We start from the raw sequence: 13,761 nt of genomic DNA on the forward strand, positions 1-13,761 counted from the left end.
TAGAGATCTGCCAGGCATAAAAAAACGCCCCGACCTAAGTCGGGGCGTTTTCATTTGCAGTCAAGGCTTAGCGCGGGAACGCTGGCGGGTTTACACCGGCCATGTCTTCCATCACGCGAACCACCTGGCAGCTGTAGCCGAACTCGTTGTCGTACCAGACGTACAGCACAACGCGGTTGTCCTGAACGATGGTCGCTTCAGCGTCGACCACACCGGCGTGACGCGAACCCACGAAGTCAGTGGACACCACTTCCTGCGAGTTGACGAAGTCGATTTGCTTGTGCAGATCGGAGTGCAGCGCCATGTAGCGCAGGTACTCGTTCATCTCTTCACGGCTGGCGGCTTTCTCAAGGTTCAGGTTGAGAATGGCCATCGACACGTTTGGCGTCGGAACGCGGATCGCGTTACCGGTCAGCTTGCCGGCCAGCTCAGGCAGGGCCTTGGCAGCAGCGGTGGCAGCACCGGTCTCGGTGATGACCATGTTCAGCGCGGCGGAACGGCCACGACGGTCACCCTTGTGGAAGTTGTCGATCAGGTTCTGGTCGTTGGTGTACGAGTGAACGGTTTCGACGTGACCGTTGATGATGCCGAACTTGTCATTCACAGCCTTCAGCACCGGCACGATGGCGTTGGTGGTGCAGGAAGCGGCGGACACGATCTTGTCGTCAGCGGTGATTTCGTTGTGGTTGATACCGTGAACGATGTTCTTCAGCTTGCCTTTGCCAGGCGCGGTCAGAACAACGCGAGCAACACCCGGGCATTGCAGGTGTTGACCCAGGCCATCGGCGTCACGCCATACACCGGTGTTGTCCACCAGCAGCGCGTCTTTGATGCCGTACTGGGTGTAATCCACCTCGGTCGGGTTCTTCGCGTAGATCACCTGGATCAGGTTACCGTTGGCGGTGATGGTGTTGTTTTCTTCGTCGATGACGATGGTGCCGTTGAACGGACCGTGTACCGAATCGCGACGCAGCAGGCTGGCGCGTTTGGTCAGGTCGTTTTCGGCGCCCTTGCGCACGACGATGGCACGCAGACGCAGACCGTCGCCACCACCGGTTTTCTCGATCAGGATGCGCGCCAGCAGACGGCCGATACGACCGAAGCCGTACAGCACAACGTCAGTGCCTTTGCGGGCCGAAGCGTTTTGCTGACCAACCACGTCAGCCAGTTCTTCACGCACGAACTGCTCGGCGCTGCGGCCATTGCCTTCGCTGCGGAATTTGAACGCCAACTTGCCCAGGTCTACCGAAGCCGCGCCGAGCTTGAGCTCGCTCATGGCTTTAAGCAGAGGGAATGTTTCGTGGACGGAGAGTTCGCTATCGTCGGAGGAACGGTGGCGAGCAAAGCGGTGAGCTTTGAGAATCGCGATGACAGACTGGTTGATCAGGCTGCGGCCATAGATCGAGCTCACCACGTTGTTATTGCGGTAGAGCTGACCGATAAGCGGAATCATCGCTTCTGCGAGTGCTTCACGGTCGATCCATTCACCAAGACACTGGTCGGGCTTCTGAGTCACGGGAACCTTCCACATGTAGGGGCAGAAAAAAAGGGGCTACATTATGCCGCCGAGAACCTCTTGTAGCAATGCGCGCTTGTCGCGCAATCGGTAACAAAATTCCGTTCAAAAAAATTACGCCTCGCGCCAGCCCAGTAAAACCGGGGCTTTCAGCGCAGTCAATTTTTCGACGACTGTTAGCCGATGTCTGTAACCCTCCGTAACACCGGTCGATTTCGGCACTACATAACCGTAAAAAAAGTGCTCGTTTTTATGGTTACCACTACATTTCGCGCAAACCGCGCAGATAGACGCAGTCTGCAACTGACAGCCGGCACCTGACGCCGCTACAATTACCGACTTTGTCGCAACGCCTGGAGCTCAACCTTCCGTGCCTGTTCTGCGTCTACCGCTTCTCCCTGCCGCGGCAGGTAAACAGCATTGGGGCAACTTGCCCGGTGCCGCCCTCAGCCTCGCGATTGCCGAGGCTGCCAGCGCAGCCAAGCGCTTCACCCTGCTACTGACCGCCGACAGCCAGAGTGCCGAACGGCTGGAACAGGAGCTGAGTTTCTTCGCCCCGGATTTGCCCGTGCTGCATTTCCCCGACTGGGAAACCCTGCCGTACGATCTGTTCTCGCCGCACCAGGACATCATTTCCCAGCGCATCGCCAGCCTGTACAGGCTGCCGGAACTGGCGCATGGCGTGCTGGTGGTGCCGATCACCACCGCCCTGCATCGCCTGGCGCCGACCAAATTCCTGCTTGGCAGCAGCCTGGTGCTGGATGTCGGGCAGAAGCTCGATGTCGAACAGATGCGCTCGCGCCTGGAAGCCAGCGGCTATCGCTACGTCGATACGGTTTACGAGCACGGCGAGTTCACCGTACGCGGCGCGCTGATCGACCTGTTCCCGATGGGCAGCAAACTGCCCTATCGCATTGACCTGTTCGACGACGAAATCGAAACCCTGCGCACCTTCGACCCGGAAAACCAGCGCTCCATCGACAAGGTCGAATCGGTCAAGCTGCTGCCGGCGCGAGAGTTTCCGCTGCAGAAAGATGCGGTCACCCGCTTCAAGGCGCGATTCCGCGAGCGCTTCGATGTCGACTTCCGGCGCTGCCCGATCTTCCAGGACCTGAGCAGCGGCATCACGCCCGCCGGTATCGAGTACTACCTGCCGCTGTTCTTCGATGAGACTTCGACGCTGTTCGATTACCTGCCGCAGGACACGCAGGTGTTCTCGCTGCCGGGCATCGAGCAAGCAGCGGAAAACTTCTGGAACGACGTGCGCAATCGCTACGAAGAGCGCCGCGTCGATCCATCACGTCCTTTATTGCCGCCCGCCGAACTGTTCCTGCCGGTGGAAGACTGCTTCGCCCGTCTCAAGAGCTGGCCACGGGTAGTGGCCAGTCAGCAGGACGTCGAAGCCGGTGCCGGTCGCGAGCGCTTCCCGGCGCAAGCGCTGCCGAACCTGGCGATCGAAGCCAAGGCGACGCAACCGCTGGCGGCGCTCTCGGCATTCCTCGACGAATTCCCCGGACGCGTGCTGTTCACCGCCGAATCCGCGGGCCGTCGTGAAGTCCTGCTGGAGTTGCTGGAGCGTCTGAAGCTGCGGCCGAAAACCGTCGACAGCTGGCCGGACTTCGTTGCGAGCAAGGACCGTCTGGCGATCACCATTGCCCCGCTCGACGAGGGCTTGATGCTCGATGACCCGGCGCTGGCGCTGGTGGCCGAGAGTCCGCTGTTCGGTCAGCGGGTGATGCAGCGTCGTCGCCGGGAAAAACGTGCCGACGCCAACAACGATGCCGTGATCAAGAACCTCACCGAGCTGCGCGAAGGCGCGCCGGTGGTGCACATCGATCACGGGGTCGGGCGTTATCTGGGCCTGACGATTCTGGAAATCGACAATCAGGCGGCGGAATTCCTCACCCTGGAATACGCCGAGAACGCCAAGCTCTACGTGCCGGTGGCCAACCTGCATCTGATCGCGCGTTACACCGGCAGCGATGACTCACTGGCGCCGCTGCACCGCCTCGGCTCCGAGACCTGGCAGAAAGCCAAGCGCAAAGCCGCCGAACAGGTGCGCGATGTCGCTGCTGAATTGCTCGACATCTATGCCCGCCGCGCCGCGCGCGAAGGCTACGCGTTTGCCGACCCGAAAGCCGATTACGCGACGTTCAGCGCCGGTTTCCCGTTCGAAGAAACCCCGGATCAGCAAGCGACCATCGAAGCCGTGCGCGAAGACATGCTCGCGCCGAAGCCGATGGATCGCCTGGTCTGCGGCGACGTCGGTTTCGGCAAGACCGAAGTGGCGATGCGCGCAGCGTTCATCGCCGTGCACGGCGGGCGTCAGGTGGCGATTCTGGTGCCGACCACCCTGCTCGCCCAGCAACACTACAACAGCTTCCGCGACCGCTTCGCCGACTGGCCGGTGACCGTAGAAGTGATGAGTCGCTTCAAATCGGCCAAGGAAGTCAACGCGGCGATTGCCGATCTGGCGGAAGGCAAGATCGACATCGTCATCGGTACCCACAAGCTGCTGTCCGACGATGTGAAGATCAAAAACCTCGGACTGGTGATCATCGACGAAGAACACCGTTTCGGTGTCCGGCAGAAAGAACAGCTCAAGGCCCTGCGCAGCGAAGTCGACATTCTGACGCTGACCGCCACGCCGATTCCGCGCACGCTGAACATGGCGGTGTCGGGTATGCGCGACCTGTCGATCATTGCCACGCCGCCGGCGCGACGCCTGTCGGTGCGCACCTTCGTGATGGAGCAGAACAAGAGCACGGTCAAAGAGGCCCTGCTGCGTGAACTGCTGCGCGGTGGGCAGGTTTACTACTTGCACAACGACGTGAAGACCATCGAGAAGTGCGCTGCCGATCTCGCCGAACTGGTGCCGGAAGCGCGGATCGGCATCGGCCATGGGCAGATGCGTGAACGCGAACTCGAACAGGTGATGAGCGACTTTTATCACAAGCGCTTCAACGTACTGATCGCCTCGACCATCATCGAGACCGGCATCGACGTGCCGAGCGCCAACACCATCATCATCGAGCGCGCCGACAAGTTCGGCCTGGCGCAATTGCACCAGTTGCGCGGACGTGTGGGTCGCAGTCACCACCAGGCTTACGCCTACCTGCTGACGCCGCCGCGCCAGCAAATCACCTCGGACGCGGAAAAGCGTCTGGAAGCGATTGCCAACACTCAGGATCTGGGCGCCGGTTTCGTGCTGGCGACCAACGACCTGGAAATCCGTGGCGCCGGCGAATTGCTCGGCGACGGCCAGAGCGGGCAGATTCAGGCCGTGGGCTTCACGCTCTACATGGAAATGCTCGAGCGCGCGGTGAAGTCGATCCGCAAGGGCGAGCAACCGAACCTTGATCAACCGCTCGGCGGTGGCCCGGAAGTCAACCTGCGGGTGCCGGCGCTGATACCGGAAGACTATCTGCCGGATGTTCATGCCCGCCTGATCCTGTACAAGCGCATCGCTTCGGCCACCGACGAGGAAGGCCTGAAGGATCTGCAAGTGGAGATGATCGACCGCTTCGGTCTGCTGCCGGAGCCGACCAAGAATCTGGTGCGCATCACCGCGCTGAAGTTGCAGGCCGAACAACTGGGCATCAAGAAAGTCGACGGTGGCCCGCAAGGTGGCCGCATCGAGTTCGCCGCGCAGACGCCGGTCGACCCGATGACCTTGATCAAGCTGATCCAGACTCAGCCAAAACGCTACAAATTCGAAGGCGCCACAATGTTCAAGTTCCAGGTGCCGATGGAACGCCCGGAAGAGCGCTTTAATACTGTAGAGGCGCTGTTCGAGCGCCTCCTCCCGAAAACTGTTTGAAGGACGCCGCATGCGCCTGTTTCGCTCACTGACTTTGCTACTCAGCTTCGTAGCACCGATGGCGTTTGCCGATGACACCTACATGGTCGAAATGATTCTGGTGCGGCAGAACGCCGTACCGGCGATTGTCAGCCGCGCGGCCCCGGAAGACTGGGCAGCCGGCGCTCAACGCCTCGACGATGCCAGCCAGCGCACACCTGCCTTGAATGAGGTGGCCAACAAACTCAGCGCCAGCGGCGAGTACAGCGTGCTGCTGCACAAGGCCTGGCAGCAAACCCTCGGCGAAGCGCCGACCAAGGTGGCCGTCAGCGACGGCAAGGAACAGTTCGGCCAGTTCCCGATCGAAGGCACCCTGGAAATGAAACTCGGGCGCTTCACCGACGTGAACGCCGACTTCTGGGTCAACCAGATCGACGCCAACGGCATGGTCACTGCCAGCGAACGCCTGAAGCAGGACAGCCACACTAAAAACGGCCAGCTCAACTATCTCGACAACGGCCACCTGGCGCTGCTGATCAAGATCACTTCCCTGACGGCGCCCGCCCCTCGGCAAGCTCCTGAAGCGATTCCGGACTGATCGAAGTCCTTATGTCCCCGCCCCTGAGTAAACCGTTGGCACCCTCCTGGGTCAGCCGATTCAAGGAACAGAGCCTGGAGCGTGGCCGCCGCTACGCCCTGGAGAATCGGGTACGCATCGCGCAGGTTGGCGATGCGACCATCACCGCCAGTTGCGAAGGCTCTGGCGGTAACGTCTACCGTCAGACCCTTCACCTGCGTGAGTCAGCCAAAGGCACCCTGTTGCTGGTTGACGCCACGTGCACCTGCCCGGTGCGCAGCAACTGCAAACATTGCGCAGCAGTGCTGCTGCAAGTGCAGGAAACCCTCGAATACCCGGCCGCCGCAAAAGACGCCGAACTGCTGGAAAAACTCCAGGCCGTATTGGAGAACCGCAGCCCCAAGGCGCCGCCGCAAGTGCTGGTGGACAACGTGCAACCGCTGCCGCGCCTGTGGCTGGCCAGCGTCGAGTTCAGCGCGTTCGAGCCACGCAACGGCAAGATGCAGCGCTACATCCAGCATCGCGCGGCGCTGTCGTTCAGCTATCTGGATGAATACGTCAGCGGGCAGAAAAACAGCGACATCCTGATCCGTCAGGAAACCCAGACGCTGCGGATAAAACGCCATCCTGAAGTGGAACAGTCCTACCGCGAACAGTTAAGAATCCTCGGCTTTCGCATCGCCACCCGCCAGAGCAAAGCGCTGCCGGAAAGCGCCGGCGAGCTGTACGAGATGGTCAACGACAGCGCCTGGCTGACGTTCACCCTCAATGAACTGCCGAAACTGCGTACCCAAGGCTGGGAATTGCAGATCGACGAGGAATTCGGTTTCGATCTGACCGCCGTCGACGACTGGTACGCGACTGTCGAACAGGCACCGGAACGCGACTGGTTCGATCTGGAGCTGGGGATTATCGTCAATGGCGAACGCCTGAGCCTGCTGCCGATCCTGCTCAACCTGATGCGCTCGCACACGGAAATCCTCAACCCGGAACGCCTGGCACGGCGACGCGATGACGAACTGATTCTGGTCAATATTCCGCAACGCAACAGTGAGCACGGGCCACTGCAGGTGGCCCTGCCCCTTGGCCGACTGAAACCGGTGCTGGCGACACTGGGCGAGTTTTACTTGCAGGAGCCGGGCGAAACCACCCTGCGCCTGAGCAAGGCCGACGCGACGCGGCTCAATTCGCTGGAAGGCCTTCCCCTGCTGTGGGAAGGCGGCGAGCAGATTCGCAGCTTCGCCCAACGCCTGCGCGACATTCGCGACTTCAGCGCCAAAGCGCCGAAGGGCTTGAACGCGACGTTGCGGCCTTATCAGCTCGAAGGCTTGAGCTGGATGCAGTCCCTGCGTCAGCTAGAGGTTGGCGGGATCCTGGCGGACGACATGGGCCTGGGCAAAACCCTACAGACTCTGGCGCATATTCTCAGCGAGAAAAATGCCGGGCGCCTGGATCGGCCGTGCATGGTGGTGATGCCCACCAGCCTGATCCCGAACTGGCTCGACGAAGCTGCGCACTTCACGCCGCAACTGAAAGTGGTCGCGCTGTACGGTGCCGCCCGCAAAAAACACTTCGAGCATCTGGCCGATTTCGACCTGATCCTCACCACTTACGCGCTGCTGCCCAAGGACGTCGAGCGCCTGGCGCAACAGCCGCTGCACGTTCTGGTGCTGGACGAAGCCCAATACATCAAGAACCCCAACAGCAAAGCCGCACAGGCTGCCCGCGAACTCAACGCGCGCCAACGGCTGTGCCTGAGCGGCACACCGCTGGAAAACCACCTCGGTGAGTTGTGGTCGCTGTTTCATTTCCTGCTGCCGGGCTGGCTGGGCGACGTCAAAAGTTTCAATGCCGACTACCGCGTACCGATCGAAAAACGCGCCAGCGAAGTCAGATTGCAGCACCTCAATGGGCGGATAAAACCGTTTCTGCTGCGCCGCACCAAGGAACAGGTGGCTACCGAGCTGCCACCCAAGACCGAGATCATCCACTGGGTCGATCTCAACGAAGCCCAGCGCGACGTGTACGAAACCATGCGCCTGGCGATGGACAAGAAAGTCCGCGACGAGATCACTCGCAAGGGCGTGGCGCGCAGCCAGATCATCATTCTTGAAGCCCTGCTCAAGCTGCGTCAGGTCTGCTGCGACCTGCGCCTGGTCAACGACGCCACCCTGCCCGCTCGCGGCAGCAGTTCCGGCAAGCTCGACAGCCTGATGGAAATGCTCGAGGAGTTGTTTGAGGAAGGTCGGCGAATTCTGCTGTTCTCGCAGTTCACGTCGATGCTGTCACTGATCGAAGACGAACTGAAAAAAACGCAACGTGGCCTATGCCCTGCTGACGGGACAGACCCGCGATCGGCGCACGCCGGTGAAGGAATTCCAGAGCGGTAAGCGCCAGATCTTTCTGATCAGCCTGAAGGCCGGTGGCGTTGGTTTGAACCTGACCGAAGCGGACACGGTGATTCATTACGACCCGTGGTGGAACCCGGCAACCGAGAATCAGGCGACTGACCGCGCGTACCGGATCGGCCAGGAAAAGCCGGTGTTCGTTTACAAGATGATTGCCCGGGGCACGGTGGAAGAGAAGATTCAGCACCTGCAGAAGGAAAAGTCCGACCTGGCAGCTGGCGTGCTGGATGGGCGCAAGGCCGGAGACTGGAAACTACAGAGCGATGACATCGAAGCGCTGTTTGCGCCGTTGCCGGATAAGCTCGACAAGCGTTGAGCTCCTCCCTGCCAATTAGAGAGCTGTCGCTGGCAAGTCAGCTCCCACAAGGTTATGAGTCGAACACAACACTGTGATTCAACTCGATACCTGTGGCAGCTGGCTTGCCAGCGATGAGGCCAAATCGGTTTCGGTCAGACTCAGCCCTTGAGCACCCGCGCCAACGCCGATTTCACTTTGCCCATCCCGTCATGCAGCGCCTGCTCGATCTCGGCCATGGTGATCACTTCGGTGGTCTTGCCCGCCGCCGGATTCACCACCAGCGCCAGGCAGGCGTAATCCAGCTCCAGTTCACGGGCCAGCGCGGCTTCCGGCATGCCGGTCATGCCAACGATGTCGCAGCCATCGCGCTCCAGTCGCACGATCTCCGCCACGGTTTCCAGACGCGGGCCCTGAGTGCAGGCATACACGCCCTGATCGCTGTATTCGCAACCTTCGGCAGCCACCGCCGCAATCAATTGCTGACGCAGCGGCTCGCTGTAAGGAAAGCTGAAATCGATGTGGGTGACGTGCTCCAGATCGTCGGCGAAAAAACGTGTGTTCGCGACCGCTGGTGTAGTCGACGATCTGATGCGGCACACAGAAGTGGCCGGTGCCCATGGCCGGGTGAATCCCGCCCACCGCGTTGACCGCGATGATCGCCTCCGCGCCAGCCTGCTTCAGCGCCCACAGGTTGGCGCGGTAGTTGACCTTGTGTGGCGGAAAGCGATGCGGATGGCCGTGACGGGCGAGGAACAGCACTTCCTTGCCAGCGTATTCACCGATCTGCACGTCGGCTGATGGCGCGCCATAAGGCGTGTCTACCGCCAGCGATTGGCGAATGGTCAAGCCTTCGAGTTGAGTCAGGCCGGTGCCACCAATGATTGCGTAAACCGTCATAGCAAATAATCCTTAATCGATCAGTTGAGCGTCTTTGAGCGCACCGATTGCAGTGAGCCAGCGCGGGTCCTGACGGTAGTCGGTGCTGGCGAACGCCTGGCCGCGCATCCGCGCAATGCGCGTGGACGGCTTGACCTTCATCCGTTGCGCGGCACTGAGCGCAAGTTCCGCAGCAGCGCGGTCGTTGCACACCAGCCCCATATCACAGCCGGCAGTCAGTGCGGCTTCGATACGGCTGGCGGCATCGCCAACCACGTGAGCGCCGGCCATTGAAAGGTCGTCGCTGAAGATCACCCCGTCGAACTGCAACTCGCCGCGCAGGATCTCCTGCAACCAGCGACGGGAGAAGCCGGCAGGTTGCGAATCGACTTGCGGATAGATGACGTGGGCGGGCATGACCGCCGCGAGCTGCTTACTCAACCTGGCGAACGGTACAAGATCATTGGCGCGGATGTCGTCAAGGCTGCGCTCGTCGTTCGGGATCGCGACGTGGGAATCGGCTTCAGCCCAGCCGTGACCGGGGAAATGTTTGCCAGTGGCAGCCATGCCGGCGCTGTTCATGCCGCGAATAAACGCTCCAGCGAGCAATGCGGCGCGCTCGGGATCACTCTCGAACGAACGGGTGCCAACCACGGCGCTGCGCTGGTAATCCAGGTCCAGTACCGGGGCGAAACTCAGATCAAGGCCGACCGCCAGCACTTCAGTGGCCATGATCCAGCCGCATTGCTCAGCGAGATACTCGGCATTCGGGTTGTCAGCAATGGCGCGCATCGCCGGCAGGCGCACGAAGCCCTGACGCAGGCGCTGGACGCGACCGCCCTCCTGGTCCACCGCCAGCAGCAGATCCGGGCGAATGGCGCGGATCGCGGCGCTCAGCTCACGCACCTGCCGTGGATGCTCGATGTTACGGGCAAAAATGATCAGGCCACCCACTTCGGGCTGACGCAACAATTGGCGATCTTCGGCCGTCAGCCAGGTACCGGCGACGTCCACCATCAACGAGCCTTGCAGGCCAGCAGTCATAGAAATTCCTTGAAAACGAAAAACCCGACCCGCAGGAAATCGCTACCGTGAGCAATGCTCGGCAGGTCGGCAATTTCTTGGGATTTCGGGTTCAGAACGAGAGTCGGCATGGGCGGCTAGCTTAGCGGATGTAAACTGCCGCGCCCACCCGTGTGCGGTTAAACCTTGGCGGCCACCGGAGTCGACTTGCTGCGCGGACGCAATTGCGCTGTTGCCATCGCCGGATCGGTGACACCGGTTTCGGCACGCATGCCAGCGGCGAGGAACGGCACCATCAGGCGCATCACCTGTTCGATCGACGTGTTGACGCCGAAATCGGTCTCGGCAATCGCGCGCAGGGCCTTGATGCCCGACATGCTGAACGCCGCAGCGCCGAGCATGAAGTGCACGCGCCAGAACAGTTCGATGGGCGGAATGCGCGGAGCCGCTTCGTTGACCAGCAGCATGTAGCGGCGGAACACCTTGCCGTACATGTCTTCCAGATAACGACGCAGGTGACCCTGGCTCTGGCTGAACGCCAACCCGAGCAAACGCATGAAAATCGACAGGTCGTTACCGCTGCGTGGCTGGACCACCAGCGCCTGTTCAACGAGGATCTCCAGCAACTCTTCAAGTGTCGGTTTGTTTTCCGGCTTGGCCTGACGCCGTTCCAACTCTTTATCAAGACTGACGCAGAACGGCCCGAGGAAGCGCGAAAAAACCGCCTGGATCAGGGCTTTCTTGGAGCCGAAATGATAGTTCACCGCCGCCAGGTTTACCCCGGCCTTGCTGGTGATCAAACGCAATGAGGTTTCGGCGAAACCTTTCTCCGCGAACAACTGCTCGGCAGCATCAAGAATGCGTTCAACGGTTTCCGACTGGGCCATGGCTACTCCGCCTGACAAACACTTGTTTGAAACATACGTTTCAGCCTGTGCCTTGTCAAGCCTGCCAGTTCGTTTTGGGAATGGTCGGTCAGCTATTTAACCACACTCGTCCGCTCCTTTAATAAGCACGGCAGCCGACCGTCCGGCGGGCCGCAAAAAAACGGGCATTGCCAAGACTGCTTCACTGTATATAATCCCAGTCACTGTATAAAAAGACAGAGCGATCAATATGCTAAAGCTGACGCCACGCCAAGCCGAGATTCTGGCCTTTATCAAACGCTGCCTCGAAGACAACGGCTACCCGCCAACCCGCGCGGAAATCGCTCAGGAGCTGGGTTTCAAGTCGCCAAACGCGGCTGAAGAGCACCTCAAGGCCCTGGCCCGCAAAGGCGCCATCGAGATGACGCCTGGCGCTTCTCGGGGCATCCGCATCCCTGGCTTCGAAGCCAAGACCGATGACTCCACCCTGCCAATCATTGGCCGGGTCGCCGCCGGTGCTCCGATCCTCGCCCAGCAGCACATCGAAGAGTCCTGCAACATCAACCCGGCCTTCTTCCATCCCCGAGCCGACTACCTGTTGCGCGTACACGGCATGAGCATGAAGGACATCGGCATTTTCGACGGTGACCTGCTGGCGGTTCACACTACTCGCGAAGCACGCAATGGCCAGGTCGTGGTTGCACGGATCGGCGATGAAGTGACGGTCAAGCGCTTCAAGCGCGAAGGCAGCAAAGTCTGGCTGATTGCCGAAAACCCTGAGTTCGCCCCTATCGAAGTCGACCTGAAAGATCAGGAACTGGTGATCGAAGGCTTGAGTGTCGGCGTCATCCGCCGCTAAAGGAGGCTTTATGCAGTTCCCACACACACCTCAGCAAACACAACTGCCTTTATTCGAAGCGTTTCTGGCACAACCGATGGCGCCGATCCTGAAAGATGTCGTCGAGCGCCCATGGATTGCCGAACCGGAAGTATTCAGTGAGCTGTCACTGCGCGGTGCGGCCGGGAACTGCCTGAACCTGCTCGCCCCGATCCTTCGCGAACTGAGCGAGGATCAGGATGCACGCTGGCTGACGCTGATCGCCCCACCCGCCAGCCTGACCCAAACCTGGCTGCGAGAGGCCGGCCTGAACCGTGAACGCATTCTGCTGCTGCAACCACGTGGCGCGCAAAGCGCTCAGCAACTGGCGTGTGAAGCGCTGCGTCTGGGCCGTAGCCACACAGTGGTGACATGGCTCAACCCACTGAACACAAGCTCCCGGCAACAGCTGGTCGGCGCTGCCCGCACGGGCGACGCTCAGAGCCTGAACATTCGACTGGGTTGATTCACTGGTAACGCGCACTGTGTGAAGCGCATGGCTTCTCCAGGGACAGAGAAGCCGATCTGATGCGATAGCGGCAATCGCCGACAGGCGGGGCTCAGTGAAGAACCCGCGGCCCTTCTTCCTTATCAAACTCGCCTTCGACCATACGACCGGCCATCTGTACGCCGACGCTTAACATCGCCTTGGCGATTTCCACGTGCTGGCCTTGCAGGAACGCCTTGGCATCCTCGGAGAAATCCAGCGTCACCAGAGACCCCTCGTCCTCAGCCCTGCGCAGTTCGATTCGGCCGTCTGGTAACTCGACAATTTCTAGAAAGGACGTTGGCATATAGGTCTGTTCTCCACGAAAGGCAGGGATTATATAGACATCATTCGGGGTTCGCTCGGGATCTTGACCAGCAGCATGTTTCAGATTGCCACCGTACCAATGCCCATCAGCATTCGTTCAGACCTTCGCGAAAGCGGATCGCCAGACCTTTGAGATTCTGCCGCCAGCTCTCCAGCTCTTCGCGACTCAACTCCTGCGGCGCCTCTTCCTCATCAAGATTAATGGCCTGAATCAATGGCTGCGTCACATCGCCCTTGGGCTTCTGTGGCACCCGTGGCGGCTGGAACAACGCCGAATGCGCCGCCAGCAGTTTCGCCAGCCAGGTTTCAGGGTTACCGGTCAGTTCCACCATCTCGGCCAGCTCAGGGATGGCAATCGATTCCAGGACGTCACGAGTCAACAACACTTCTGCTCGCGAAGCATTAGCCTGAGGCAGACGATAGAAACCGGCGATCTCATGGCACAGTCCCAAAAGCGCGCCGTAGAGGTGAAATAACGCCGATTCACGCCCAGCCTGGATCAGCGCCAGCGAATTCATCGCTCGCCCCTCTTCGGCACGAGCCAGAGCTTCCAGCGACAGGCCGGCGAAATAGATTTTCTGATTGGTGCGGGTATAGAGTTCGTGCGCCATGCCGGCAGTCTCCACAGCGAAATAATTGCGTCACACAGACCCGACAGTGTCATGGATCAACGGATCCGACCGCAAGCACAAAACAAAAAGGCCGCA

General features: G+C 60.4%; 11 protein-coding genes and 1 pseudogene. 5 read left to right on the forward strand and 7 right to left on the reverse strand.

Annotation, left to right across the window (positions count from 1 at the left end):
- Positions 1–67: 67 nt before the first annotated feature.
- Positions 68–1,531, reverse strand: coding sequence for a glyceraldehyde-3-phosphate dehydrogenase (locus HT737_RS06140; protein ID WP_003226583.1), 1,464 nt, complete (start codon positions 1,529–1,531; stop codon positions 68–70).
- A 355-nt stretch (positions 1,532–1,886) separates the two neighbouring features.
- Between HT737_RS06140 and mfd the strand changes: the two genes are divergently transcribed.
- The 3 genes and pseudogenes from mfd to HT737_RS06155 all read left to right on the forward strand — a co-directional run bounded on the left by mfd (position 1,887) and on the right by HT737_RS06155 (position 8,616).
- A complete protein-coding gene (gene mfd, locus HT737_RS06145) occupies positions 1,887–5,336 on the forward strand; it encodes a transcription-repair coupling factor (RefSeq protein WP_047295265.1) in 3,450 nt (1,149 codons plus the stop codon).
- A gap of 10 nt (positions 5,337–5,346) precedes the next feature.
- Positions 5,347–5,913 carry a CsiV family protein gene (locus HT737_RS06150; protein ID WP_041068980.1) on the forward strand — a complete coding sequence of 189 codons (567 nt, stop codon included), beginning with the start codon at positions 5,347–5,349 and terminating at the stop codon, positions 5,911–5,913.
- Positions 5,914–5,924: 11 nt separating this feature from the next.
- Positions 5,925–8,616, forward strand: a pseudogene (locus HT737_RS06155) (SNF2-related protein).
- Positions 8,617–8,756: 140 nt separating this feature from the next.
- Here HT737_RS06155 and HT737_RS32615 read toward each other — a convergent pair.
- From HT737_RS32615 to HT737_RS06170, 4 genes are all read right to left on the reverse strand, one after another.
- Positions 8,757–9,026: a hypothetical protein gene (locus HT737_RS32615; protein ID WP_374011138.1), complete on the reverse strand. Its 270-nt coding sequence runs from the start codon at positions 9,024–9,026 to the stop codon at positions 8,757–8,759.
- On the reverse strand, positions 8,908–9,495 hold the full coding sequence (locus HT737_RS06160; RefSeq protein WP_374011139.1) for a hypothetical protein: 588 nt from the start codon (positions 9,493–9,495) through the stop codon (positions 8,908–8,910). Before HT737_RS06160 ends, HT737_RS32615 begins: the two co-directional genes overlap by 119 nt.
- 12 nt (positions 9,496–9,507) lie before the next feature.
- Entirely contained in the window at positions 9,508–10,518 is a 1,011-nt protein-coding gene (nagZ, locus tag HT737_RS06165; RefSeq protein ID WP_121186408.1) for a beta-N-acetylhexosaminidase, read from the reverse strand.
- A gap of 158 nt (positions 10,519–10,676) precedes the next feature.
- Entirely contained in the window at positions 10,677–11,384 is a 708-nt protein-coding gene (locus tag HT737_RS06170; protein WP_047295276.1) for a TetR/AcrR family transcriptional regulator, read from the reverse strand.
- 229 nt (positions 11,385–11,613) lie between these two features.
- On the opposite strand from HT737_RS06170, the gene lexA reads away from it, so the two are divergent.
- Together lexA and sulA are read left to right on the forward strand one after the other, a co-directional pair.
- On the forward strand, positions 11,614–12,222 hold the full coding sequence (gene lexA / locus HT737_RS06175) for a transcriptional repressor LexA (RefSeq protein ID WP_103485794.1): 609 nt from the start codon (positions 11,614–11,616) through the stop codon (positions 12,220–12,222).
- A gap of 10 nt (positions 12,223–12,232) precedes the next feature.
- A complete protein-coding gene (sulA, locus tag HT737_RS06180) occupies positions 12,233–12,706 on the forward strand; it encodes an SOS-induced cell division inhibitor SulA (RefSeq protein ID WP_182401861.1) in 474 nt (157 codons plus the stop codon).
- 94 nt (positions 12,707–12,800) lie between these two features.
- Here the strand turns inward: sulA and HT737_RS06185 are convergent, their stop codons facing one another.
- Positions 12,801–13,034, reverse strand: coding sequence for a hypothetical protein (locus tag HT737_RS06185; protein WP_003226592.1), 234 nt, complete (start codon positions 13,032–13,034; stop codon positions 12,801–12,803).
- Between the two features lie 106 nt (positions 13,035–13,140).
- Entirely contained in the window at positions 13,141–13,665 is a 525-nt protein-coding gene (locus HT737_RS06190; protein WP_182401863.1) for a DUF6586 family protein, read from the reverse strand.
- Between the last annotated feature and the right edge of the window lie 96 nt (positions 13,666–13,761).

The sequence above is a fragment of the Pseudomonas sp. MD195_PC81_125 genome, from assembly GCF_014060985.1.
Classification (GTDB): Bacteria; Pseudomonadota; Gammaproteobacteria; order Pseudomonadales; family Pseudomonadaceae; genus Aquipseudomonas; species Aquipseudomonas parakoreensis.